Raw genomic sequence first — 23,534 nt, 5'->3', positions numbered from 1 at the left:
CACTGTGCTGCTGCTTGCCAGCGCGCTCAACATCATGGCTGATCTGCCTACTCTCTTCGAGTATGCCGAGGCCATGTAGCCGCCGCGCCAACACTCCAACACCAACCCGCCTCGGCGGGTTTTTTCATGCCTGAAAGGATCTGATGCCCGAACCCACAACCACTGCCGCCGGCGTGGCCACGTTCGCAGGCGCGGCAGTCTCGACGTCTGCACTCACGGCTTTCGGCGTGCCGCTTGGCCTGCATGTGGATCTGCTCCTGGCCGGCTTCTTTGGCGCGCTGGTGAGCATCATCTTGCTCAACACCGTGCCGGGCACTGCGGACACCTGGCGCGAGCTGCTGCGCACCTCTGTGCGGCGCCTGGCCGTGGCCTGGGCCTCCTCGATCACGGCCGGCTATCTCACGCCCCTGGCACTGCTCATCGCAAACGTGCCCGCATCGCTGATGCTGTCCATGGCCTTTTTGGTCGGCGCCGGCGCACAGCGCGTGCTGCTCGCCCTCATGCGCAAGTATTGGCCGCAGGCCGGGGAGAGCTGACATGCGACACCTTGGCTTTTTCCTGCTCTGGATCTTCGGCCTGGTTGTCCTGGCCGAGGCGCTCAACAAGCTGGAGCGCACGCGGCCGTGCCTGCCAGGCCTTACCGGCAATCAGCGGCTGCTCGCTTGGCTCAAGGCCTTGGCCTGGTGCCTGCTCGCTGCCGCCGGCGCCGGCGCGCTCGTCGCGCCCATCTTCGACTTCCCTGCACCCACGGCGCGCGAACTGTGCATGTTCGCGGGCTTTGTCGTGCTCATCGTTCGTACCCGATTCAAAGAGGGATAGACATCATGCAACTGACCCCCCATTTCAGCCTGGCGGAAATGACCGCCAGCAGCACGGCCCAGCGCCAGGGCCTGGACAACACCCCAGCGCCCGAGGCCCTGCAGCGCCTGACGCTCACGGCCGCGATGTTGGAGCGCGTGCGCGCGCACCTGGGCGTGCCCATCATCGTGACCAGCGGCTACCGCTCACGCGCTGTCAATGCCGCTGTGGGCGGCGTCACAAGCAGCGATCACGCGATAGGCGCGGCCGCTGACATCGTGGCACCCGGCTACGGCACGCCGTATGCCGTCGCCAAGGCCCTGGCGCCGCATGTCGCAGCCCTGGGCATCGGGCAAATCATCTATGAGTCCGTGGGCGGCAAGCGCTGGGTGCACTTGTCCATGCGCACGCCGGACAAGCCCGTCAACCGCGTGATCACCGTCAGCGGCAAAAGCACGCTGGTGGGCATTCAGGAGGTCTGACCATGGCGGCCCTGAATCCTCAATCCTGGGCCGTGCGCGTGACTGCTGCTGCGTTGCCCTATGTGTTGCTGGGCGTGGCCTGTGCCGCAGCAGGCGCGACAGGGGGCTGGCATTTAACGGGGCAGGCCTGGCAGGCTCGCTACGACCGTGAGGCGCTCAGTCGCTTGGAGGCCCAGCGCCTCGCTGACAAGGCTGCTGATTTCAAACGGCAGGCCGAGCGCGCTACAGCGGACAAGGCGGCCGGGGAGCACGCTAAGACTCTCGAAACCCTCAACAACCAATTGGGAGGCGCACATGCGCAAATCGCTCTGCTATCTCGTCGCCAGTGTCTCGATGCTCACACTGTCCGCATGCTCAACGACATCGGCGCCGCCGTCCCCCATGCAGATGATATGCGAGCCGTTGCCGGCGACTCTGCGAGTGAGGCCCCAACCTCTTCCCCCGCTGCGCACGACGCTGCCGGATACGCCAGTGAGCGGGATGTAGCCGAGAGCTTGGCTGTGTGCCGGGCTAGTTATTATGAGTTGGAGAGCCAACTAAACAAGATTCTTGATATCGAAGATGCGCGCACCGAATAGACGAAAAAAAGGCCCCTCGAAAGGGGCCTTTTTTAGACTTTCGTGGCAATGACCAGCAGGGCCATAGCCAGAAGCATCAGTGTAAAGTTCTGCATGTCGAATCCAGTATGCGATACATACGGGGCGCGTATCTATCTACCAAATCGCTTGCAAACCTTCCCTACATCGGCTACCTGCCAACACCCGCGCCCCGCAAAAAATGGGGCAGGTAGCGAGCAGTGTGTGGTTCGCGTCTGCTGAATATGTGGTCCGCACTTCACGGGCCAACTGTTGAGAGGTTCTAAAAGTCCGAGTCTGGCCCGCACTTCGCCGGCCATCTGTTGAGTAGCTCTGCGGCTTCTATTCCGACCCGCACTTCGCGGGCCAACCATCGAGAAGTTCTAAGGCTCCGAGTCTGGCCCGCACTTCGCAGGCCATCTGTTGAGAAGCTCTGTGGCTTCGAGTCCGGCCCGCACTTGACGGGCCAACCATCGAGAAGTTCTAAGGCTCCGAGTCTGGCCCGCACTTCGCAGGCCATCTGTTGAAAAGCTCTGTGGCTTCGAGTCCGGCCCGCACTTCGCTGGCCAGCCTGTTGAAACAATTTTTAGGCTCCGAGTCAGAACCGCACTTCGCGGAACATAGGGAGGAAGCGGTATCGCTTGGGACGAGCATTCTATCCTAAGGTGAGCGATCTATGGCGCATGAAAAAGGACTTGCCTAAGGGTGAGCTTCATGGTAGCCGTCGTTGATGGCGCGCATTCATCATCAGTGCACTAGATCTTGCCGGGCGGCCTGCTCTCCCCAAACCAGTTACCTTTCTGGTCCATCGTTGCCGGCCTAGCCACGCCGCCGCGTGCTCAGACAAATGTGCCCTCACTCTGTTTGCTGAGCTGCAGCGCCGCGCTGTCGAGCGAGCGGGATCGCTGGCGACTGTTTCTGACGAAGCCCGAGGGCGAGGCCAAGCCTGCGAGCCTGCCTACGATGCCGCCTTTGTCTTAACTAAAGCGACTAAGTCAGAGCGCTAGCGGCTGTGGTCAAGATGATGTCGCTGCCCTCTTGCGCAATGCGTGGCAACAGCCTAGCTGATGAGTAATCAAATAAGTTCGCATGCATTGATGATAAGGCCAATGAGGACCGAGGCTAGCATGCATACGTATGGGATTACTCGATATTTCCTTCCGCTTGGCGCGCAAAAAATGCGGCTTCTACATCAGGCGCGTCCTCAGCCAATTTGTCGAGTTTGAGGCGAATTTCTTTTATTTCCGCATCCGTAATGTTGCCTTGTGTGTGAAAGAATTCTAGCTCCCGTCGGATCGCGCCATATTTGGCTGCACAGACCTTGTGTTTCTCTGACCTTTCGGAGAATTTGAAGAACGTTTGAAGGCTGGATAATATTGCAGCTGCAAGACCTAAAAGTCCTGCAATCAATTTCGCAAATAAGGGGACTGTTTCGGTAAGTATGGATCCGAAAGCTGACGCGCCCAATACTGCCGTAATTATGATGACGGGAATGCCGAGATTCTGTCCGTGGTTTCTCAATTTTTTTGCCGCATCATAATGAGAGAACTGAGACTCGCGCGCACGCCTTAACCATTTGAGTAAAAGTTCTTCTTTGGTGGCAGGCGGGGTGTAGAGTTTGGGGTCAGATGAGGTCATTCTAATTATTCGTAAGAGATGTTAAGATCTGCGCATACTAGCTGCAAGCCAGGTATAAGTGATTCGTCGGGCCAAGAGTTTATAGTTTCAATATAGTGATTTTTTACAAGCCAATAAGTAAGTACGCAGCCTGGGCTTTGAAATAGCTTGTCGTGAAGACGCGCAGAAATTCTTGATCTGATGATTGGTAATTCGACTATTTCCCCAACTTCACTTAAGGTGACACTTTCTAGTAGATGTTTGAATCTTTCAATTATGGAGAGTCCTATGAAATCTCCAGGGGGGAATTTGCGCTGAATCGCATAACTATATCTTTCGGAAAGATACTCGTCCCATCTTTGTCTATCAGCTGCAACCTCATCCAGCTGTTTGGCGGTTTCGCAAAATATTGAATCTGTTGTCTCCATCAAGGCCATTGACCTTGCCACTAAGCGCTTGGCGCTGGCTGGGATGGCGCGAAAATTCTTGTATATTTTGTCGTGGCAAAGCTCAGCATATGCATGCTGCATCATTGTGCGAATTTGAATTTCGCAGGTGACGTCGTCGCTCAAAACGTACCCATTTATAGTGCTTCCGCGGCTTCCCTTTATAAGTAGATGAATTGACTGGTAGTCAAAAACCTCCGGGTCATCATCTACTTCATTTTCAAAGTGACGCGCTATAGTCGTACTCCAACCAGAAAAGCTTTTGATTACATGTTCTATTATTTGCAAATCGGTGCGGAGTAGTACAACAAATCTGGCGCCTACTAAATCATGCATTTCCTTAGCAGATTCCAATGAATCCCAGCGATCAAACTTGGCTAAGGCGGATTTTTCGCTTTTCAGCCGAAAGCTTGGTTCAATTTTAAAGAATCCATTAAATCGAGCTGCGCCGATTTCGGCCTTAACCATTTTACTAATCAATTTAATCGACTCGCGTGCCCATAGCTTAAGCAGAGGCGCGCTGGTGCGTACCTCCGCTAGAAACTCGTCACGCGAAATCTTCATCCTTGACTTTCTACTGTACCGGTGATTTTAACAATTGTTGTGCCATCTGATGGCGCTTCGACGGAGACAAGACTAATTTTATCTGCTGGAGTTGTGATCATCACTCCGCTGTTAAACACGATTTTTTGTCTCCTCCTTAGCCTTGACTTAATGTATTCGACATCTTTGGTTATGGCGTGAGAACTCACATTAGATTTTTGCATGAAATCAATGTATTTCCCTTGGAGAGATTTTTCTAGGTAATCGTCCGAAAATTTCTTAATACTAATCGTGGATTTGTTGCTGCGAAGCTCGGAGCGCAATGCTTCACCAAGTTCTATCTTTTCGGCTGTAGTGATATCCTGAGCTTGCAGGAATTCTTTGGTTTTTTCAAAAAACTCTCTTGTCTTGTGACGATCCGATGATGAAACTTCGGTTCCGAGAAAGTCTGAATGAAAATAAAATGCTGCACTTCTTGTCTCAGTTCCCGTCATTAAATGATCATAAAGATGGACGGCAAAATGCTCTGGCACTTTCTTGGTTCCGAGGCTATTCATTTTTTGAACGAAACCAATCTTGTACAATTTCTGGCTCTCGGCAAAAAAGATATTCGTCAGATAATCGACAATTGCCTTGCCATTATTTTGGTTTTCGCTCAGTCCATCCTGTAACTCTGATTTCACGACTGCGGAAAAGGGGACTTGCTTTTTAGAGGTGAGACCCGAAATTACTATCAGCTTGCTTGCAGTCAAATTTTTGGACAGTTGAGCCCTTGCCAAGTCATTTGCAACGATAGCGGAGCTGGCAATGAACTTTGCGTTGCTCCCATCCATTAAATCCACTGAGTTAGCGAAGAAGCTTTGTGGGCCAGTATCATGGAATTGGACCTGAATTCCATGAGAGTGGTGGCCGAGGGCTTGGCTTATTCTCTTGGAAAACATGTCCAAACCTTGGTTGGTGAGCTTCACAAGCGTTGTCGCGCATACAGGAGGCACAAAGGTCTTGTCGTCTGCACGCGGGGGGATGTGGTGAACGATGATGCGCTTGATTGTCAAGAATTCGAGATCGATCATTGGCGTGCTTTCTCCTTAAAGTGAAGGGCACTGGATGTATGTACATATAAAGTGCCAATCTTCATTTTGTTACATATAAGATGTTCGGGAATGCTACCTTGTATGAGTGCTATCTGCACGCCAAATTTGATCTTCTTTCTCACTCAAGTGCTTTGTCACTACGCCCACTCGTCGCTCGTCACTGATCTCTTGGTCTTAAGCGCCTCCTAGGCTGAAACAAAAAAGGTTTGGAACTTGCTGGGGTCTAGACCAAGGTGGTGGATTACATACTGTGTAAATATACAGTATTTGTCCGCCCCTGGCATTGTAGATACCTATCGGCCAGGGCCAAAGCGCGTATCCGTGGCGTAACTTTTGGCGTAGCTTTTCGAAAAAAAAGTAAGATTACATAGGATAAGAGAGCCAATGCATCATTGGCGTGTGCGCCGACAGATCAGGGGCCGGAGAGGGCTGTGTGCTTTGCGAGAGGTCGCTCATTGGCTTGGGAATCAACAGGTTGCGGCGGCATGCAGGTGCCGGGCAGGGCCTTCCTTGGTGGCGCGGGGGCCGCAGGAAGGCGCAGATGTTCTTGTGGGGTACTTGCCGCCTTCGGCCGTCTCCAGTCAGAGGTGGGCGCGATGGCGGTGAAGGGGGACATTATTCCACGGGGTGTTTGAGCGGGGCTTGGGGATGGTGTTCGTGGCCGTGCCACTGCAGCGCAACGGGTGGAGCTGCGAATGCTTTCAATCGCCTGCCGGTGATAGGATGCATGAAACTTCAATGATAAATCCAGCCATCATGCGTGTCGCTCGTTCTTCTGCTGAACCCTTGCGGGGAGGCGCTGCACTCCTGGCGGAAGAGCTGCGCCCTGGTGGCGTCTACCGGCGCGAAGACCTGGCACCGCTTTCCACGGCGGTCGACCGGCATCTGAGTGAGCTGGTGGCTGGCGGAAGATTGAAGAAGTTGGCGCAAGGGCTGTATCACGCACCCAAGCAGTCCGATTTCGGGCCGCTGCCACCTGCTGACGATCAAGTGGTCCAGAGCTTTCTGCGGGACAGCGATTTCCTGTTGTTTTCGCCTTCCGCCTTCAATGCGGTCGGTGTCGGAACCACGCAGCTGTACAACAGCACCTGGGTCTACAACCGCAAGCGGCACGGCATCTTTCGGTTGGGCAATCGTGATTTCGACTTTCGGGTAAAGCCCCGTTTTCCGAAGAAACTCAGCCCCGAGTTCCTGTTCGTGGACTTGCTCAACAACCTGGATGAGCTGGCTGAAGATGGGGAACTGGTTCTTGGGCAGGCGCGCAAAAAGATGCCGTCCTTTGATGCCGAGCGCCTGCGTCAGGCGATTGAGCGCTATGCCAACGCGGCTACCCGAAAAATCTTGAGGGAGTGGAGCGGTGGCTGATTTTCTTCACGAGCGCAGGGATTTCGACCAACTCCTCTCGTTGGTGGCCGACGAACGTGGCCTAGCTCCTGTGCTGGTGGAAAAAGACTACTGGATCATGCATTGCCTCTGGGGTCTTCAGGCCCAGGGGCTGCGGTTCGAGCTGAAGGGCGGCACATCGCTGTCCAAGGGCTTCGGTGTCATCCATCGTTTTTCCGAAGACATCGATATCCGCATCGACCCGCCGCAAGGAATGGACGTCAAGACAGGCCGCAATCACGACAAGCCCGCTCACGTCGAATCACGGCGAGCCTATTACGACGCGCTTGCGCAAACCATCTGCATTCCCGGGGTGGTCGAAGTTCAGCGGGATCGCCTGTTTGACGATGACAAGATGCGCAGCGCCGGGATCCGGTTGATCTACACGCCAAGAACGGCGGCGCTTGCGGGGATCAAGGACGGCATCCTGTTGGAATTGGGATTCGATGACACGGCACCCAATCGCGCAGTGACCATCTCTTCGTGGGCCTTGGAGGCTGCCATGGAGCGCGATATCCCGCTGCGGGACAACCGTGCGGTGAATGTGCCTTGCTATGCACCGACGCACACTTTCGTCGAAAAATTGCAGACCATCTCCACCAAGTACCGCAGGCTGGATGCAAGCCGGGCATTTCCTGCCAACTTCCTGCGGCATTACTACGATGTGTATTGCCTCCTGGGCATGGAGGAAGTGCAGGGCTTCATCGGAACACCGGCCTATCAGCAACGCAAGATCGAGCGGTTCCGTTCCGGAGATGAGCTGGCTATCTCCCTCAACCCGGCATTTGTACTGGCCGATGCTGCTCAATGCGACCGTTTTGCGCAGGAGTACCGCAAGACACGGGCCTTGTATTACCAAGGACAGCCGGATTTCGACCTTCTTCTGGCCCGCATCCGCGAGCACATCCATGTGCTGTGATGGGCACAGGAATCCTTGATGAAAAAGGACTCAATAGTCCTCATGGGCTTGCATAGGAATGGCCCGCCTGCCTGACGGGCAAGTCTCCGTGTTCCCTAAGCCCGCAGCCCCGCCACCACCCACTCCTGCGGAAACTCCATCCCATCATCCTTGGCAATCTTCCTGAGGATATGCAGGCAGGCGCTTTGCAGGTCCTGCACCACGGCCTGCCGGGCGGCGGGGCCGTCCCTTTGCTCCAGCGCATGGATCAGCCGGATGTGCGGATGTTCGGCCGCGCGGGCGTAGGTGCCACGGTACAGGTAGCGCACGGACGGGCCGCACTTGAGCCATAGCAGGCCGATGAGGCTGGCCAGCACGGGCTGCTGCGCGGCTTCGATGATGGAGAAGTGGAAGCGCTCGTTGGCGATCAGCGTGGCGTCGTCGTCCACGGCGATGGATTTTTCCAGGTCCTGGTGCAGCCGGGTGATGGTGTCGATGAAGCCCTGGCCCGGATGGCGGCTGGCGGCGGCTGCGGCGGCGCGGCCTTCCAGTTCGATGCGCAGGGCGATGATTTCCACGTACTGCTTCACGCTGAGCACGGGCACGGTGGCCACGCCGCGGTCGTCCAGGTCCAGGGCGCCTTCGGAGGCCAGGCGCTGTATGGCATCACGCACGGGCGTGGGGCTGATGCCGAACTCTTCGGCCAGGCTGCGGTAGACGAGGCGCTGCGCGGGTTGCAGCTGGCCTCTCACGATGGCGTCACGGATCTGCAGATAGGTTTTTTCGGCAAGGGTCTGATTGGTTCGGATCTGTGAAAAAACGCTGGACATCGGGCCTCCGCAACTGCTTGGGCGCAATGGTACCTCCCGGGGGATGGTGGGATGGCCGTCACATCCGAGCGTGACTGGTCCACGGGCTAACCCTGTATTTGGTGTTTGATGCATCAAGTACCATGCATCAAAATCCAAGGAGGGGACATGCCCGTATCACCATCGAACCGCCGCCAATGGCTTGCCATGGGCTCGGCCCTTATCAGCCTTTCTTGTGCGGCGTCCGCTGCATCCACCACCTATCCATCCAAGCCGCTGCGAATCCTGGTGCCCTATGCCGCAGGCGGGGCCTCGGACAACATCGCGCGCCAGATTGCGGCGGCCATCACGGGGCAGACCGGACAGGCCGTGGTGGTAGACAACCGGCCTGGCGGCTCGGGCGTGATCGCCGTGCAGGCCCTGCAGGCTGCGCCCGCCGATGGCCATACCTTCGCGGTCTTCGATCCCTCGGTGGCGTCGATGAACCCGTTCCTCTTCAAGAAGCTGCCCTATGACCCGGAGCGTGCGCTGGCGCCGGTATCGGTGCTGGCGCGCAATCCGATCGCGCTGGTGGCCTTGCCTTCGTTTCCCGCAGGCAGTGTCCGGGAGCTGGTGGCCCATGCCAGGTCGCATGGCGACCTGAGCGATGCCTCCACCGGCAATGGCAACGGCACCAACCTCGCCATGGAGATGTTCCTGGCCGGCAGCGCCATCCAGATGGTGCACGTGCCCTACAAGGGCAGTGCGCCGGCCATGCAGGCCCTGTTGGCGGGGCAGGTGCCGGTCTTCATGTCCGACCTGCCCACCGTCGTGCCCTATGCCCGGTCGGGCAAGGTCCGGGTCATCGCCGTCACGGGAGACCGGCGCTCGCCGCATCTGCCCGATGTGCCGACCTTCGCCGAGGCGGGCGCGCGCGGGGTGGAGATCGCCAACCATTTCAGCGCCTTCGTCGCTGGCGGCACGCCGGCCGCCGTGGTGGAGCAGCTCAACGCCGTGCTGCACAAGGCCCTGGCTGATCCCCGGTTGCAGAAGAATTTCTCGGAAATGGCGCTGGAGGTTTCGCCGTCCACCCCGCAGCAATTGCAGGCCATGGTCAGGGACGATTCCGAAAAATACGGTGCCGTGATCAGGCGCTTGAACCTGAGCATCGATTGATGCAGTGAGGCGCACATGACATACACGCTGCAAAAAACAGAACCCTCGCTCCGGGCACTGGCCGACGGCCTGGAGTTTCCCGAAGGCCCGGTGGCCATGCCCGATGGATCGGTCGTGCTGGTGGAGATCGCCAACGGCTGGCTGACCCGGGTGACGGCCGATGGCACAAGGCGGCAGCTCGTCCACCTGGGTGCAGGCCCGAACGGCGCCGCCATAGGCCCCGGCGGCAAGCTGTTCATCTGCAACAACGGTGGCTTCCAGTGGCACCGCAGTGCGGAGCATGGGCTGCGGCCCATAGGCCAGGCCAACGACTATTCAGGCGGGCGCATAGAGGCCGTGGACCTGGCCTCGGGCCAGGTCGAATGCCTGTACACGCAAAGCGGCAGCGGACCCTTGAAGGGGCCCAACGACCTGGTCTTCGACCGGCATGGCGGGTTCTGGTTCACCGACCACGGCAAGGTGCGGCCGCGTGAGGTGGACCGGGGCAGCGTCTGCTACGCACTGGCCGATGGCAGCGCCATCCGCGAAGCCGTCTTCCCGCTGTGGTCGCCCAACGGAATCGGTCTTTCTCCCGATGAGAAGACGCTCTATGTGGCGGAGACCTTCACGGGGCGGCTGTGGGCCTTCGACATCGGCGAGCCCGGGCACATCCTGGCCCGGCCCTGGCCCGATTCGCCCAATGGCGGGCGGCTGGTCTGCCGCCTGCCGGGCATGCAGAACATCGATTCCCTGGCTGTGGATGCCGAAGGGAACATCTGCCTTGCCACGCTGGGCGAGGGCGGCATCACCGTGGTCTCGCCGGCCGGGCAGGTGGTGCACCGGGTCGAGCTGCCCGACCCCATGACGACCAACATCTGCTTTGGCGGCCCAGACCTGAAGACCGCCTTCGTCACTCTGTCTTCATCGGGGCGGCTGGTGGCGCTGGACTGGCCGTGTCCTGGATTGCCTTTGAATTTCCTGAATAGATAAGTTCCCCCTGGCTTCCCTTTCCGTATCGCTGGCGATTGCCATGGCGAGGGAGCCGCTACGCCTTTTTTTGTTGAACGGAAACCGCAACCCATGTCGAAACCCCTGAGCAACCCTGGATTGAACAAGCAGGACACCGTAGGCCACCTGGTGGCCCGGGTCCTGAAGCGGCACGGCATCACGCAGTTCTTCGGGCAGAGCCTGCCCAGCATGTTCGTGCTGGCCGCCGAGGAACTGGGCCTGCGCCAGATCGCCTACCGCACCGAGAACGCGGGCGGCTACATGGCCGATGCCCATGCCCGCATGAGCGGCAGGCCCGCCGTGATCACCGCGCAGAACGGGCCGGCCGCAGCGTTGCTGGTGGCGCCGCTGGCCGAGGCGCTGAAGGTCTCCATCCCCATCATTGCGCTGGTGCAGGACGTGGCGCGCGACCAGACCGACAAGAACGCCTTCCAGGACCTGGACCACATGGGCCTGTTCAAGCCCGTGACCAAGTGGGTGCGCCGCGTGGACCAGGCATCGCGCGTGGAAGACTATGTGGAGCAGGCCATCATCGCTGCCTGCAGCGGCCGGCCTGGCCCCGTGGCGCTGATGCTGCCGGCCGACCTGCTCACCGAGCCTGCCCAGCCGTCCGGCGTGCCCCGGCCCGCTGCACTGGCCCGCTTTCCGCTGGACCGCGCCGTGCCCGAACGGCAATTGCTGGAACAGGCCGTGGGCGCGCTGCTCCAGGCCCGCGCGCCGGTCATCGTTGCCGGTGGCGGCGTGCACATCTCGGGTGCCAGCGAGGCACTGAGCGCCTTTGCCGATGCGCTGAGCCTGCCCGTGGCCACCACCAACATGGGCAAGGGCGCCGTGGCCGAGACGCATGAGCTGTCGCTGGGCGTGGTCGCCAACTGCCTGGGCCCCAACGGCTCGGGCCGCTACCTGAAGGATTTCGTGGCCGGGGCCGACGTGGTGTTCCTGATCGGCAACCGCACCAACCAGAACGGCACGGACAGCTGGACGCTGTACCCGCGCGATGCGCAATTCATCCACCTCGATATCGACGGCCAGGAGATAGGGCGCAACTACGACGCCATGCGCCTGGTGGGCGATGCGCGGCTGGCGCTGCAGGCCATGCTGGACATCGCCGGGTCGCAGGATCTGTCGGCCCGTACCGGCCAGCGCGCTGCCTTGGCCGCACGCATTGCCGAGGGCAGGGAAAGGCACCGGGAGGAGTCGGCCGAAGTGCGCCTGTCCAGCGCCGCACCCATACGGCCCGAACGCATCATGCATGAGCTCGACGCCCTGCTGACCGCCGAGGACACCGTGGTGGCCGATGCCAGCTACTCCACGCTGTGGGTCACCAACTACCTGACCGCGCGCCGGGCCGGCCAGCGCTTCATCACGCCGCGCGGCCTGGCGGGCCTGGGCTGGGGCATGCCCATGGCCATGGGCGCGCGCCTGGCGCAGGACGGCGGCCAGGTGTTCTGCCTGGTGGGCGACGGTGGCTTCGGCCATGTGTGGTCGGAGATGGAGACCTGCAGGCGCATGGGCATCAAGGTCATCACCGTCCTCATCAACAACGGCATCCTGGGCTACCAGAAGCATGCCGAGCACGTGAAGTTCGGCGAGCACACCTCGGCCGTGAACTTCAGCGGCGTGGACCACGCGGCCATCGCACGGGCCTGCGGCATCCACGGCGTGCGCGTGGAATCGGCCGATGCCATCGCCCCCGCGCTGCGCGCCGCCATGGCCGCCGAAGAGGCCACGCTGATCGAGGTCATGTGCACCGAAGACGCCTTTCCCCCCATCACCTTCTACACGCCGGAGAGCCACTGATGAGCGCGCCTGAGAACTTCCCCCTCCGCACGGCCCTGGTGACCGGCGCCGCACGCGGCATCGGCCTGGCCACCGCCATCGAACTGCTGCGCGACGGCCGCCGCGTGGTGCTGGCCGACCTGGCCGCGCCCGACCTGGATCTGGTTCCGCAGGAACTGCGTGCCCGGGCCAGCGCCGTGGTGCTCGATGTCTGCAACGAGGCAGCCCGCCAGCGCGTGGTCGCGGACATGGTGCAGCGCCATGGCGGCGTGGACATCCTGGTCAACAACGCCGGCATCAGCCTCAAGAACGCCAGCGGCCAGTCCAACGGCATCCTCGACGTGGGGCTGGGCGAGGTGCAGCAGATCCTGGACGTCAACCTGCTGTCCATGCTGCGCCTGTGCCAGCTGGCGCTGCCGGGCATGAAGCAGCGGGGCTGGGGGCGCATCGTCAACGTGTCCTCGCTGGCCGGGCGCGGCAAGTCCATCGTGGCCGGCCCCGCCTACATGCTGAGCAAGTCCGCCGTGCTGGGCCTGAGCCGCTCCATCGCCTCGGAGATGGGCCAGTACGGCATCACCACCAACTGCGTGGCGCCGGGCCGCATCCTGACGCCGATGGCGCAGCAGGCCGGCGACGAGGTCAACCGCCGCTATGCCGAGCAGATCCCCGTGCGGCGCCTGGGCGAGGCGGCCGAGGTCGGTGCCGCCATCCGCTACCTGTGCAGCGAGTCCGCAGGCTTCACCAATGGCGCGGTGATCGACGTCAACGGCGGCTTCTTCATGAATTGAGGAAGGACGACCCCCTGAGCGGCTGCGCCGCTTCCCCCTCTCGCTTCGCGGGGGGACGGCACCCTCGGTGCGGGGCGGCCCTTCCTCGGTGCCCCCATTTCCAGGGCGTGCCTGTTTCCCGGTCAGTGGGTAGTGCGCAGCACCGTGAAAGCACGACTTCCAAAGACGACAGAACCCAAGATCGCAACGAGAGACAACCATGCATGCATATCCATCCCCCGCATCTCGCAGATGCCTGCTTTCGGCCTTCTGCGCGGCAGCGCTGGCGGCCGCAGCCGGCGCCCCGGCGCTGGCCCAGGGCACGGACGTGTTTCCCGAGCGGGAACTGACCCTGATCATCAACTACGGCGCAGGCGGCAATACCGACGTGGCCTCGCGCGCCATCGGCAATGCCATGGAGGGCCTGCTCAAAAAGCCCGTGGTGCCCAACAACCGCGCGGGAGCGCAGGGCACGTTGGGCGTCTCGTCGCTGGCCCGGCAAAAGCCCGACGGCTATACGCTGGGCGTGGTGACGTTTTCGACCATCGCCATCACGCCCCACCTCATGAAGGTGGACTACAAGGTCGATGACTTCGACTTCATCGCAGGCGTGGCCCGCTACCGCTATGGCGTGGCCGTGCGCGCGGACTCGCCCTATAAAACCATGGCCGACCTGGTGGCCGCGTCTCGCCAGGGCAAGGGCATCTTCTTCGGCGCGCCGTCCGCGCCCAACAACCTGGCCATGTACGAGCTGGGGCGCAAGACGGGCGGCAGGTTCGAAGAGATCAACTACAAGTCCGGCGCAGAGACCGTGGCCGGCCTGATCGGCGGGCAGGTGGACGTCATCGTGCAGAACCCTTCGGACATCGTCCAGCATGTCAAGGCCGGAAAAATGCGCCTGCTGGCCAGCGCCAGCCCCATGCGCTGGAAGGAGTTGCCCGAGGTGCCCACGCTCAGGGAGCAGGGCTACGACGTGGAGATCGACTCCTGGATCGGCCTGGCCTACCCCAAGGGCGTGCCCCCGGCCCTGCGCGACAGGCTGGAGCGCGTCGCCATGGCAGCCGCCGAGGGGCCCCAGGTGGCGCGCATCTTCGAGTCAGCCGGTGTGGACCCGGCGCCGCTCACCGGCGCCGAATACCGCAGGAAGCTGGTCCAGGGCCATGAGTCCATGGGCGCGGCCATCAAGGCAGCGAATCTGCCGCGCATGAACTGAGGGCGGTCCGGCTGCCCTGGGGGGAATGGTGGAATGCAAACCATTCTTATTGCGGACGGCTAAAATACCGCCCCATGTCCGTGCCGCACACGCCTCCAGAATCCATGCTCCAGGTCCAGCAGCTGTATGTGGGCCACCATGCCTGGCTGCTGTCGCGTCTGAAGGCCAGGCTGCGCGACACGGCCGAGGCGCAGGATGTGGCGTCCGAGACCTTTGTGCGCGTGGTGGCCGCGCGCCCCGCTGCCGTGGTGCAGGAGCCGCGCGCCTTTCTGACCACCATTGCCAAGCGCCTGCTGTTCACGCTGTGGCGCCGGCGTGAGCTGGAGCGGGCCTATCTGGAGACCCTGGCCCTGCAGCCCGAGGAGCTGGCGCCTTCTCCCGAAGAGCGCGCCGTGCTGCTGGAGACGCTGGAGCACATCGCCCAGGCGCTGGACGGCTTGCCGCTCAAGGCGCGCCAGGCCTTCTTGCTGAGCCAGATCGACGGCCTGACCTACCAGGCCATTGCCGACCAGCTGGACATTTCCCTGAGCACGGTGCGCCGCCACATGGCCGAGGCCTTCCGGCGCATCGCCATCGCGCTCGCCCGCCAGCAGGCCGGCATTGCCGTAGCGCGCGGCGGCTGACATGGCGGCCTCTCTTTCGCAGGACGGCAGCAGTCTGGATGCTGCCACCGAGGCGGCCGTGGGCTGGCTGGTCACGCTGAACTCGGGCTCCGTCAGCGATGGCGAGCGCCAGGGCTTCGAGCAATGGCTGCGGGCCGATGCCGGCCACCGCCTGGCCTGGGAGCGGCTGCAGGCACCGCTGCAGCAGATGCTGTCGCCGCTGCGCACCGGCGCGCCTGCGGCCTCGGGCAGCCTGATGGGCCAGGCGCTGCAGCGTGCCGAATCGCGCATCCGCCGTCGCCGCAGCCTGCTGCGCGGCGCGCTGGGATTGGGCGGCATGGCGGTGGGCACCGCCTTCGTGGCCCACCGCCACGCACCCATCAGCCAATGGGCTGCCGACCTGCGCACCGGCACGGGCGAGCGGCGTGATTTTGCGTTGCCCGATGGCAGCACCATCACGCTGGATGCGCGCTCGGCGGCGGACCTGGATTTCGGCCCTGGCCGCCGCACCGTCATCCTGCGCCAGGGCACGCTGCTGGCGCATGCAGCGCCACAGGCCTGGGAGGCAGGGCAAGGGGGCGCCGCCTTCACCGTGCGCACGGCCCACGGCCAGGTGCGCGCGCTGGGCACGCGCTTCGTGGTGCGCCAGGAGGCCGGCAGCAGCCTGGTGAGCATGCTTGAGCACAGCGTGGAGATCACCACGCCACAGGGTGCAAGCCAGGTGCTGGCCCAAGGCCGCAGTGCACGCTTCGGTCCGGCGGGCATTGCCGAGGATGCGACCGAGCCCGGCACCGCGTCGGCCTGGCAGCGCGGCATGCTGGAGGCGCACGACCAGCCGCTGGGCGAGGTGGTGCAGGCCCTGCGCGCCTACCGCGCGGGCTTCATCCGCGTGGCGCCGCGTGCGGCGGCCCTGCATGTCTACGGCACCTTCTCGCTGGACGACACCGACCGCGCCCTGGCGGCGCTGGCCGAGACCCTGCCCATTGCCGTGAACGTCTACCAGCGTGGCTGGCTGGTGACCATCGAGTGACTATCGGGTGAGGTCGGTGCCTGCGCGCAAAAAAATGAACACTTTTTGCGGCGCGCTCGACAAGCCTTGGAAACCTGCTTTTCAGGCCCTTCCAACCTCCTTGTCGAGAACCCGCATGCTGCTCTCCTGCCCCTTGCCCTTGCGCACCTTGGCCGCTGCCGCCCTGGCCTGCGCGCTGAGCGCCCACGCCCAGACTTCCCCTTCCGCGCCCGCTGCGCCAGCCGCCTCGTCCGTGCGCAGCTACGACCTGCCATCCCAGCCGCTGGGCAGCGCGCTGGCGCGCATAGGCGCCGAAAGCGGCCAGCAGATCGGCATCGACGCCGAGCTGGTGCGCGGCCTGACCGCGCCCGCCGTGCGCGGCAGCTATACCCCCGAGCAGGCCGCGCGCGCGGCGCTGCAGGGCAGCGGGCTGGAGCTGGTGCGCACGGGCTCGGGCAACTGGGGCCTGCGCACCGCAGCGCCTGCTCCAGCCTCCGCAGCCGCCGCTGCACGCACCGCAGGCACGGCCCAGGCCATGGCCGAGGTGCGCGTCACGGCCCAGGCCATCACCAGCCCCACCACCGAGCAGACCGGCTCCTACACCACGCGCGCTCTCAGCATCGGCAAGATGGAGCAGTCCATTCGCGAGACACCGCAGTCCGTGACCGTGGTCACGCGCCAGCAGATGGATGACCAGAACCTGTCTTCCGTCGAGGACGTGATCCTGCAGACCACGGGCGCCACCAAGTCGCAGCGCAACTTCGGGGCCCACGTCTACATGATGCGCGGCTACGAAATCCCGGACTCCAACTACCTGCTCGACGGCGTGGCCGGCGGCACCTACAGCCCCACGGGCTGGGTGCCCATGGACACGGCCATCCTCGACCGCGTGGAAGTGCTGCGCGGCGCAGGCGCTCTGGTGGTGGGCGCGGGCGACCCCAGCGGCGTGGTCAACATGGTGCGCAAGCGCCCGCGTGCGGAAAAGCACTTCGAGTTTGCCCAGAGCATCGGCTCCTGGAACAACTTCCGCACCGAGATCGATGGAGGCGGCGCGCTCAACGAGGCCGGCACGGTGCGCGGCCGCGTGGTGGCCGCCTATACCGACCGCCACAGCTTCATCGACCTGGTGCATTCGCGCTCGCCCATGCTCTACGGCGTGATCGACGCCGACCTGGGCGCCGGCACCAAGGTCACGGCGGGCTACCGCCATGAGCAGACCGACATCGACGGCTACAGCATCTTCGGCCTGCCCAGCTACTCCAACGGCGCCTCGCTGGGCCTGCCGCGCTCCACTTCGCTGGGCCAGCGCTGGAACCGCCACGAGGCCCAGGTCGATGACGTGTTCGGCGAGGTCGAGCACCGCATGGGAGGCGACTGGGTGGCCAAGCTCACGCTCAACCACGGCAAGACCACCATCGACCAGAAGCTGGGGTCGGCGCGCGGCGCCATCGATCCCGTTACCCTGCAGGGCCTGCGCTACGTGGGCAACGATTTCATTGCGCGCGACATCGATGCCACGGGGCTGGATGCCAACGTCACCGGCAGCTTTCAGGCGCTGGGCGGCACGCACAAGGTCATGTTCGGCACCAGCTGGACCCAGCAGAAGGTGCTGACCCAGTCGGCCTCCTCTGGCGAGGCCATGCCCCTGGACGTCTTCCGTTTCGACCATTCGCGCATCCCCGATCCCGTGGCCCCTCCTTATGACTTCGGTCTCAGGGAGCGCAAGCAACTGCTGGGCATCTACGGCAGCGGGCGCCTGCAGCTGGCCGAACGCCTGCACCTGCACCTGGGCGGGCGCCTGAACTGGTTCAAGTTCCGCTCCAACGACACCTTCACCGGCGCCCTGACCAACGACTACCGCGAAAACGGCCGCTTCACGCCCTATGCGGGCCTGGTCTACGACATCGATCCGCTCTGGTCCGTCTATGCCAGCTACACCAGCACCTTCCAGCCCCAGTCGCAGTACGCCACCGTGCAGGGCAACCGCCTCAAGCCCGCCGTGGGCGCCAACTACGAGGCCGGCATCAAGGGCGAACTGTTCGAGCGCAAGCTCAACGTGGCCTTCTCGGTCTTCAACATCAAGAAGCGCGACGTGGCCGTGTTCGACACCGGCAACGAAGGCCTGTGCCCCGGCGTGACCACCAATGACTGCTACCGCAACTCCAGCGTGCTGCGCAGCAAGGGCTTCGATGCCGAAATCGGTGGCGAGGTCGCGCGCGGCTGGCAGGTCTCGGGCGGCTACACCTGGCTGAACACGCGCGACGACGAAGGCAGCTCGCTGAGCACCGACACGCCGCGCAGCCTGCTGCGCGTATCCACCAGCTACGCGCTGCCCGGCGAATGGTCGGCCTGGAAAGTGGGCGCCAACCTCAGCGCGCAAAGCCATGCCCGCGTGGACACCGTGCAGAACCCCGGCCATGCCGTGCTGGACCTGCGCGCCTCCTACCGCATCAACCGCAACTGGACGGCGGCGCTCAACATCGGCAACGTGACCGACAAGGTCTACTGGGCTGCCGTGGGCGGCGCGCGCAACGGCACCTACTACGGCATGCCGCGCAATGCCACGCTCACGCTGCGCGGAACCTTCTGAACGGACTGTCCCTGAGCTGCCTTGCCGCTGCTCCTGTGGGGCGGTAAACACGCGCAGGGGGCGAGTGCATGAGCCTCAGCGCGGCGCCAGGAACAGCTCCATGCGCTGCAGTTCCTCATCCAGCGCGCTGCGAAAGGCGGCATCGCCGGGCGCCGCGCCGGCCACATAGCCGAACGCCGGCTCCAGCCGGCCGTCACGCGCCTGCAGGTTGGCCCAGCCGATCACCTGGCCCTGCCAGAGCATGGGCAGGGCGTAGTAGCCCAGCTGACGCCGGGCCGGTGGCGTATAGGCCTCGAACTTGTAGGTCCAGCCCCAGAGCAGCGTGAAGCGGCGCCGGTCCCAGACCACGGGATCGAAGGGCGCGAGCAGGCGCAGCCGCTCGTCGAAGGCATGGCGGCGCGAGCGTGGGTTCTCGTCGGCGGGCCAGTACCAGGTGGTTCCGTCGATGCGGCAGCTGGCCAGCTGCTCGCGCGCCAGCCGCAGCGCCGCCTGGGTCTGCTGCGCCAGGTGGGGCGCGCCATAGCCCAGCAGGCGCACCAGGTAGGTGAGGCTGGGGGCCGGCAGCGGTGCGTACTTGCGCACCACCAGGTCGATCAGCGCGGCGGCGCGCCGGGCGCTGGCGGCGGGGCTGTCGTCGGCAGGCGGGTGGGCGATGGCCTCGTAGACGCGCGTGCCGCTGTCACGGCGCTTGACGCGCAGCAGGCCCCGGTAGTGCATGCCATCGAGCAACTGCGTGCTGGCGCTGCCCGAGCCGCCCCAGTAGTTCTTCACGCTTCCGTGCGAGAAGTGCTGCTCCACCTCGCGCGGATGCGCGGCGCCGCGCTCGCGCACAAAGGCCAGCACCTCGGCGGCCTTGCGCTGCGTCTCGGCATCCCAGGCCTTGCGGGCCTGGCGCGGGTGCATCAGCGCCAGGTGCTCGCTGGGCAGAAAGCCGTAGTTGACCAGGCAGTCCTCGTCGATCGCCAGGCGCGCGTAGCGGCGTTCCAGGTCGCCGGCGCGGTAGTCCTTGACGCGGTGGCGCAGCGTCAGGTCCTGCGCCCGGGCCGGCGAGCGGATCGGGTCTGCCTGCACAAAACCCAGGCGCTGTATGGCTGCAGGCAGGGTGGTCGGTGTGAACAGGGTGCGCGCCACGGCATGGCGGCGCAGGTCGTCAAGGCTCGGTTCGGTGGGCATGGCTTGATTGGAGCACGGCAGGGCTGCCGTACTTCCTGATCCTGCCGTGCCGCTCAGGCCTTCCTGGCACGCCTGCGCCGCCACAGCGCGCGCAGCACCCAGCCCAGCGGCAGCACCACCAGCACCAGCCAGGGCAGCACGGCCGCCACGAAGGTGATCAGGGCAGCCATGCTCTCGCCCAGCACATGGCCGGCATCGCGCAGCGCGCGGCCTATGGGGCTGTAGCTGGTGCCGCCCTGCACCAGGGCGCGGGTGGGCGTGAACTGGATCTGTATGTGCTGCTTGCTGGTCTGCTGCTCCAGCACCTTGCGCTGGGCGGCCATGGCGTCCAGCTCGGCCTGCGTGTCCGACAGCGTGCGCTGTATCTCCAGCAGGTCGGACATGGTGCGCTTGGTCGTGGTGTCGCGCAGCATCAGGCGCAGGCTGTCGCGGAACTCGGTACGGTTCCTGATGCGCGCCTCCACGTCGATCACCTCGGCGGTCTTGTCCTCGCTGATGGTGTTCTGCGACACGATGGTGGCCACGCCGGCCAGCGTGCCCAGCAGCCGCTGCACATCGGCCGGCGCCACGCGCATCTCCAGCATGGCGTTGCCGGGCTGCTGGGGCGTCTCGCGCAGCAGCGATGCCGACAGCAACTCGCAGCGCAGCGTGGCGCACAGGTCGCGCACCTGGCCCCAGGCATCGGCCAGCTGCGCCTGCGGCACTTCCACGTTCAACTCCTGGCGCACGGCCAGGAAACGCTGGGCCATCTCGTCCTGCGCCGATGTCTCTGGTGCGGCTGCTGCCGCATCCTCGGCCTGCACGGTGGCGGCGCGGCCTTGCTTCATGCCGGCGCCGCCCGCCATGGGCGCGGGGGCGGGCGCAGATTCCATGGCTGCTGTGTCGTGCCGCTGGTTGCAGCCCGCAAGGGCCAGCGTGGCAGCCAGTGCCAGCACGGCCGGCAAGGCCATGCGGGAAGACGGAGTGGAAGGCCGGGGATGCGTCATGAATTTCCTCTTGAAAACAGGCAAGAACAGGCCGCTGTCAGGACTCAAAGCTCAGGGCTCAGGGCTCAGGGCTCAGGGCTCAGGGCTCAGGGCTCAGGGCTTGCCGCCGGGGCCGAACATGGTGTCCACCTCGGACTGCAGCTCGAAGATGTCGGACACCGTGTAGAGCCAGTCGCCCTTTTGCAGATGGCCGGGGTCCGGCGGCGTCTCCACGCAGGCCTTGACCAGGGTGAACTGGCCTGCCGGGTCGGGCAGGAACTTCAGGCCCGATATGGAAAACCGCGCCACCCGCCCCACACCATCGTTGTAGCGCCGGCCCCGGGCGCGCACGTCGGCCAGCTCCGCCATCTGCGGCAGGTGGTCGAACACCGCGTCGTAGAACTCGACGATGGGGCTCTGGTTCGTCCTGGCGCAGCCGTGCACGTACAGCGCGTAAAAGCGCCCGTCCAGCTCCATGGCCACCACGTCGGCCGCGCGGTAGAAGGTCAGGCTGTCGGGCAGGCCCGGCGAGCGTTTGGGCGGCGCGGGCGGCGTGTCCAGGAAGTCCTGGCGGATCTGCGCCGACTTGCGAAAGAAGTCATCGCTGAGCGCCACCTCGGCATTGAGCACATCGATGGCCGTGCGCGCGGCCGCGTTCAGGCCCGCGTCGGCCAGGCCGTTCCTGTGCAGCACGATGGCCAGGGCCAGCGCCGTCTTGTGCCGGTACAGCGCCGTTGCCTTGGCGTCACCGGCCTGCAGCACGCAGCTCCAGCGCCGCAGCAGGGGCGGCAGGGCATGGCCGCCGTAGTTGGCCGCGATAGCGGCATCGTGCCGGCCCAGCGCAAACGTGCGCGCCATCACGCGCGCCACGTCTTCCTCCAGGGTCTGCACAAGAGTGTCGGCGGCCAGCTTGGACAGCGCCTGGGTATGGGTCATGGCCATGGCGTCACTGGCTCCAGTTCGATGGCAGGTTCCTGAAATCCGGCCGGTGGTGGCCGCCGGTGCTGCGTTGTTCGTTGCGGTGCTCGATGCAGTGTTCGATGCTCAGGTCAAAGGCTTGCATGGTGTCTGTCGCAGGCGCCTTCGCGCCGGGGCAGTTGGAACGCCGGCCAGTGTGCCCCAAGCCGGGCCGCAGGCGGGGTGTGGGCGCCATCGGGTCTGTATCGATCCGCTACCGGCGCGGGCTGCCGTGCTGACGTCTTGCCGTCACATGAACCGGCAAGACTCGTCATTTGCTTTTCATGCGGTTCATGCGGGTCATGTCAAAAGGGGGGCGCCGCCAGCCCCGGGGAGATGCAAGATGTTCTGGGACAAGAAGCTCAGGCGCTGGGCCGAGGCCGTGCGTGCGCGGGCCGATCTGCCGGCGCGGCTGGTGCTGTGGAATGGCGAGCAGTTCGACTTCGGCCGCTTCGAGCAGCCGCGCGTCACGCTCACCGTGCGCAGCGCCTCGGCCCTGCCGCTGCTGCTGGACCCCAGCCTGGACCACCTGGGCCAGGCCTATGTGAAGGGCCAGATCGACATCGACGGCCGGCTGCCCGACATCATCGACTTCGGCTATGCGCTGGCGCGCCGCATGTCCAAGACCCAGGGCGCGGGCAAGGGGCCGGGGCGGCTGGCGCTTGCGGCGCGCGCGGCAAGGCGCTTCCGGCACAGCCGCAGCACGGACCGCGAATCCATCCAGTACCACTACGACGTTTCCGACGACTTCTACCGGCTCTGGCTGGACGAGGGCATGGTCTATTCCTGCGCCTACTTCGAGAACGGCGACGAGGACCTGGCCACCGCCCAGCGCAAGAAGCTGGACCACATCCTCACCAAGATCCGCCTGCAGCCCGGCCAGCGCCTGCTGGACATCGGCTGCGGCTGGGGCGCCCTGGTGCTGCGCGCGGCCCAGCACTTTGGCGCGCACTGCGTGGGCGTGACCCTGTCGCGCAACCAGTTCGAAGCGGCCACCGAGCGCGTGCGCGCCGCAGGACTGGCCGACCGCATCGAGATCCGCCTGCAGGACTACCGCGACGTGCAGGGGCGCTTTGACCGCATCACCAGCGTCGGCATGTTCGAGCATGTGGGCCGCCGCAACCTGCCCATGTACTTTGCGCACATGCGCGAGCTGCTGGCCGATGACGGGCTGGCGCTGAACCACGGCATCACCTCCACCGACGCGGACGTGGGCGCCACGGCGTTGGGCGGCGGTGCGTTCATCGACCGCTATGTGTTTCCTGATGGCGAGCTGCCGCACCTGAGCCTGGCGCTGGAGGCCATGCAGCGTGGGGGGCTGGAGGTGCTGGATGTGGAGGGGTTGCGGCGTCATTACGTGCGCACGTTGCAGTTGTGGCTGGAGCGGTTTGAGGGTTGTGCGACGCAGATTCGGGACTTGGTGGATGAGGAGAGGTTTCGGATTTGGAGGGTGTATCTGGCGGGGTGTGCTTATGCGTTTGAGCACGATGACGTGTCTATCTTTCAGGTTGTTTGTCGGAGGGCGGGGCAGGGGGCTGCTTCGTTGGCTTGGTCGCGGAGGTATATGTACGAGCGGGAGCTGTCCTGATGTCTTGGGGCGCGGGCGGTGTGTAGCTTGTTCTTGACCCTGCCGGGGGGTGTTTTTTCGAGGCCGGGTCTCGGCCCGGCGGCCGACTGCCCTTTCTTGATTCG

General features: G+C 63.7%; 22 protein-coding genes. 15 read left to right on the top strand and 7 right to left on the bottom strand.

The window, feature by feature from the left end; genetic code table 11:
• Positions 1–143 precede the first annotated feature (143 nt).
• From IAE24_RS28550 to IAE24_RS28535, 4 genes are read left to right on the top strand one after another with little or no spacing between them, the layout of a single operon-like run.
• Positions 144–536, top strand: coding sequence for a hypothetical protein (locus tag IAE24_RS28550; protein WP_199962405.1), 393 nt, complete (start codon positions 144–146; stop codon positions 534–536).
• A 1-nt stretch (position 537) separates the two neighbouring features.
• Complete coding sequence (locus IAE24_RS28545; RefSeq protein ID WP_199962404.1) at positions 538–819, top strand: hypothetical protein; 282 nt, start codon at positions 538–540, stop codon at positions 817–819.
• A 5-nt stretch (positions 820–824) separates the two neighbouring features.
• Positions 825–1,280, top strand: a complete 456-nt coding sequence (locus tag IAE24_RS28540; protein WP_199962403.1) for a D-Ala-D-Ala carboxypeptidase family metallohydrolase — start codon at positions 825–827, stop codon at positions 1,278–1,280.
• A 2-nt stretch (positions 1,281–1,282) separates the two neighbouring features.
• Positions 1,283–1,858, top strand: coding sequence for a hypothetical protein (locus IAE24_RS28535; protein ID WP_199962402.1), 576 nt, complete (start codon positions 1,283–1,285; stop codon positions 1,856–1,858).
• A gap of 1,140 nt (positions 1,859–2,998) precedes the next feature.
• Here the strand turns inward: IAE24_RS28535 and IAE24_RS28525 are convergent.
• The 3 genes from IAE24_RS28525 to IAE24_RS28515 are packed head-to-tail and all read right to left on the bottom strand — an operon-like array spanning position 2,999 to position 5,534.
• Positions 2,999–3,493 (bottom strand): SLATT domain-containing protein, encoded by a 495-nt coding sequence (locus IAE24_RS28525; RefSeq protein ID WP_199962401.1) that lies wholly within the window; start codon positions 3,491–3,493, stop codon positions 2,999–3,001.
• Between the two features lie 5 nt (positions 3,494–3,498).
• On the bottom strand, positions 3,499–4,482 hold the full coding sequence (locus tag IAE24_RS28520; RefSeq protein ID WP_199962400.1) for a GTP pyrophosphokinase: 984 nt from the start codon (positions 4,480–4,482) through the stop codon (positions 3,499–3,501).
• Positions 4,479–5,534, bottom strand: coding sequence for a nucleoid-associated protein (locus IAE24_RS28515; protein WP_199962399.1), 1,056 nt, complete (start codon positions 5,532–5,534; stop codon positions 4,479–4,481). The genes IAE24_RS28520 and IAE24_RS28515 overlap by 4 nt, the downstream gene beginning before the upstream one ends.
• Positions 5,535–6,293: 759 nt before the next feature.
• On the opposite strand from IAE24_RS28515, the gene IAE24_RS28510 reads away from it, so the two are divergent.
• Together IAE24_RS28510 and IAE24_RS28505 are read left to right on the top strand one after the other, a co-directional pair.
• Positions 6,294–6,920: a hypothetical protein gene (locus IAE24_RS28510; protein WP_233630799.1), complete on the top strand. Its 627-nt coding sequence runs from the start codon at positions 6,294–6,296 to the stop codon at positions 6,918–6,920.
• Entirely contained in the window at positions 6,913–7,857 is a 945-nt protein-coding gene (locus IAE24_RS28505; RefSeq protein ID WP_197942780.1) for a nucleotidyl transferase AbiEii/AbiGii toxin family protein, read from the top strand. The genes IAE24_RS28510 and IAE24_RS28505 overlap by 8 nt, the downstream gene beginning before the upstream one ends.
• A 95-nt stretch (positions 7,858–7,952) precedes the next feature.
• Here IAE24_RS28505 and IAE24_RS28500 read toward each other — a convergent pair whose 3' ends face one another.
• Complete coding sequence (locus IAE24_RS28500) at positions 7,953–8,666, bottom strand: GntR family transcriptional regulator (RefSeq protein ID WP_199962398.1); 714 nt, start codon at positions 8,664–8,666, stop codon at positions 7,953–7,955.
• A 147-nt stretch (positions 8,667–8,813) separates the two neighbouring features.
• On the opposite strand from IAE24_RS28500, the gene IAE24_RS28495 reads away from it, so the two are divergent.
• The 8 genes from IAE24_RS28495 (at position 8,814) to IAE24_RS28460 (ending at position 18,747) form a co-directional block, all read left to right on the top strand.
• Entirely contained in the window at positions 8,814–9,800 is a 987-nt protein-coding gene (locus tag IAE24_RS28495; RefSeq protein ID WP_199962397.1) for a Bug family tripartite tricarboxylate transporter substrate binding protein, read from the top strand.
• A gap of 15 nt (positions 9,801–9,815) precedes the next feature.
• The gene (locus tag IAE24_RS28490) at positions 9,816–10,769 is read left to right on the top strand and encodes an SMP-30/gluconolactonase/LRE family protein (RefSeq protein WP_199962396.1); all 954 of its coding nucleotides are present in this window, start codon (positions 9,816–9,818) and stop codon (positions 10,767–10,769) included.
• A gap of 90 nt (positions 10,770–10,859) precedes the next feature.
• Positions 10,860–12,587: an acetolactate synthase catalytic subunit gene (locus IAE24_RS28485; RefSeq protein ID WP_199962395.1), complete on the top strand. Its 1,728-nt coding sequence runs from the start codon at positions 10,860–10,862 to the stop codon at positions 12,585–12,587.
• Positions 12,587–13,354: an SDR family oxidoreductase gene (locus IAE24_RS28480; RefSeq protein ID WP_199962394.1), complete on the top strand. Its 768-nt coding sequence runs from the start codon at positions 12,587–12,589 to the stop codon at positions 13,352–13,354. The genes IAE24_RS28485 and IAE24_RS28480 overlap by 1 nt, the downstream gene beginning before the upstream one ends.
• A gap of 199 nt (positions 13,355–13,553) precedes the next feature.
• On the top strand, positions 13,554–14,546 hold the full coding sequence (locus IAE24_RS28475; RefSeq protein ID WP_199962393.1) for a tripartite tricarboxylate transporter substrate binding protein: 993 nt from the start codon (positions 13,554–13,556) through the stop codon (positions 14,544–14,546).
• 104 nt (positions 14,547–14,650) lie between these two features.
• On the top strand, positions 14,651–15,169 hold the full coding sequence (locus IAE24_RS28470) for a sigma-70 family RNA polymerase sigma factor (RefSeq protein ID WP_013803538.1): 519 nt from the start codon (positions 14,651–14,653) through the stop codon (positions 15,167–15,169).
• Between the two features lies 1 nt (position 15,170).
• A complete protein-coding gene (locus tag IAE24_RS28465) occupies positions 15,171–16,178 on the top strand; it encodes a FecR domain-containing protein (RefSeq protein ID WP_071954710.1) in 1,008 nt (335 codons plus the stop codon).
• A 115-nt stretch (positions 16,179–16,293) separates the two neighbouring features.
• The gene (locus tag IAE24_RS28460; protein WP_071954711.1) at positions 16,294–18,747 is read left to right on the top strand and encodes a TonB-dependent siderophore receptor; all 2,454 of its coding nucleotides are present in this window, start codon (positions 16,294–16,296) and stop codon (positions 18,745–18,747) included.
• Between the two features lie 75 nt (positions 18,748–18,822).
• Here IAE24_RS28460 and IAE24_RS28455 read toward each other — a convergent pair whose 3' ends face one another.
• From IAE24_RS28455 to IAE24_RS28445, 3 genes are all read right to left on the bottom strand, one after another.
• Positions 18,823–19,920, bottom strand: coding sequence for a DNA glycosylase AlkZ-like family protein (locus tag IAE24_RS28455; protein ID WP_199962392.1), 1,098 nt, complete (start codon positions 19,918–19,920; stop codon positions 18,823–18,825).
• Positions 19,921–19,973: 53 nt separating this feature from the next.
• Positions 19,974–20,906, bottom strand: coding sequence for a DUF4349 domain-containing protein (locus IAE24_RS28450; protein WP_199962391.1), 933 nt, complete (start codon positions 20,904–20,906; stop codon positions 19,974–19,976).
• A 93-nt stretch (positions 20,907–20,999) separates the two neighbouring features.
• Positions 21,000–21,827, bottom strand: a complete 828-nt coding sequence (locus tag IAE24_RS28445) for a hypothetical protein (RefSeq protein ID WP_088166797.1) — start codon at positions 21,825–21,827, stop codon at positions 21,000–21,002.
• Between the two features lie 358 nt (positions 21,828–22,185).
• Here IAE24_RS28445 and IAE24_RS28440 point away from each other — a divergent pair, with 358 nt between their 5' ends.
• Positions 22,186–23,430, top strand: coding sequence for an SAM-dependent methyltransferase (locus tag IAE24_RS28440; RefSeq protein ID WP_199962390.1), 1,245 nt, complete (start codon positions 22,186–22,188; stop codon positions 23,428–23,430).
• Positions 23,431–23,534 lie beyond the last annotated feature (104 nt).

Source organism: Delftia sp. S65, from assembly GCF_016516495.1.
In the GTDB taxonomy this organism is placed as follows: Bacteria; Pseudomonadota; Gammaproteobacteria; order Burkholderiales; family Burkholderiaceae_C; genus Comamonas; species Comamonas acidovorans.
Note: the sequence above shows the minus strand (reverse complement) of the source record. Positions and strands in the feature narration are given on the sequence as shown.

Bases quoted from the DNA above. Each gene is read 5' to 3' on its own strand.
- IAE24_RS28520 (WP_199962400.1), bottom strand. From the start codon at position 4,482: ATGAAGATTTCGCGTGACGAGTTTCTAGCGGAGGTACGCACCAGCGCG.
- IAE24_RS28445 (WP_088166797.1), bottom strand. From the start codon at position 21,827: ATGGCCATGACCCATACCCAGGCGCTGTCCAAGCTGGCCGCCGACACT.
- IAE24_RS28545 (WP_199962404.1), top strand. From the start codon at position 538: ATGCGACACCTTGGCTTTTTCCTGCTCTGGATCTTCGGCCTGGTTGTC.
- IAE24_RS28500 (WP_199962398.1), bottom strand. From the start codon at position 8,666: ATGTCCAGCGTTTTTTCACAGATCCGAACCAATCAGACCCTTGCCGAA.
- IAE24_RS28490 (WP_199962396.1), top strand. From the start codon at position 9,816: ATGACATACACGCTGCAAAAAACAGAACCCTCGCTCCGGGCACTGGCC.
- IAE24_RS28450 (WP_199962391.1), bottom strand. From the start codon at position 20,906: ATGACGCATCCCCGGCCTTCCACTCCGTCTTCCCGCATGGCCTTGCCG.
- IAE24_RS28515 (WP_199962399.1), bottom strand. From the start codon at position 5,534: ATGATCGATCTCGAATTCTTGACAATCAAGCGCATCATCGTTCACCAC.
- IAE24_RS28480 (WP_199962394.1), top strand. From the start codon at position 12,587: ATGAGCGCGCCTGAGAACTTCCCCCTCCGCACGGCCCTGGTGACCGGC.
- IAE24_RS28455 (WP_199962392.1), bottom strand. From the start codon at position 19,920: ATGCCCACCGAACCGAGCCTTGACGACCTGCGCCGCCATGCCGTGGCG.
- IAE24_RS28495 (WP_199962397.1), top strand. From the start codon at position 8,814: ATGCCCGTATCACCATCGAACCGCCGCCAATGGCTTGCCATGGGCTCG.
- IAE24_RS28550 (WP_199962405.1), top strand. From the start codon at position 144: ATGCCCGAACCCACAACCACTGCCGCCGGCGTGGCCACGTTCGCAGGC.
- IAE24_RS28460 (WP_071954711.1), top strand. From the start codon at position 16,294: ATGCTGCTCTCCTGCCCCTTGCCCTTGCGCACCTTGGCCGCTGCCGCC.
- IAE24_RS28510 (WP_233630799.1), top strand. From the start codon at position 6,294: ATGATAAATCCAGCCATCATGCGTGTCGCTCGTTCTTCTGCTGAACCC.
- IAE24_RS28535 (WP_199962402.1), top strand. From the start codon at position 1,283: ATGGCGGCCCTGAATCCTCAATCCTGGGCCGTGCGCGTGACTGCTGCT.
- IAE24_RS28465 (WP_071954710.1), top strand. From the start codon at position 15,171: ATGGCGGCCTCTCTTTCGCAGGACGGCAGCAGTCTGGATGCTGCCACC.
- IAE24_RS28475 (WP_199962393.1), top strand. From the start codon at position 13,554: ATGCATGCATATCCATCCCCCGCATCTCGCAGATGCCTGCTTTCGGCC.
- IAE24_RS28470 (WP_013803538.1), top strand. From the start codon at position 14,651: ATGCTCCAGGTCCAGCAGCTGTATGTGGGCCACCATGCCTGGCTGCTG.
- IAE24_RS28485 (WP_199962395.1), top strand. From the start codon at position 10,860: ATGTCGAAACCCCTGAGCAACCCTGGATTGAACAAGCAGGACACCGTA.
- IAE24_RS28525 (WP_199962401.1), bottom strand. From the start codon at position 3,493: ATGACCTCATCTGACCCCAAACTCTACACCCCGCCTGCCACCAAAGAA.
- IAE24_RS28440 (WP_199962390.1), top strand. From the start codon at position 22,186: ATGTTCTGGGACAAGAAGCTCAGGCGCTGGGCCGAGGCCGTGCGTGCG.
- IAE24_RS28540 (WP_199962403.1), top strand. From the start codon at position 825: ATGCAACTGACCCCCCATTTCAGCCTGGCGGAAATGACCGCCAGCAGC.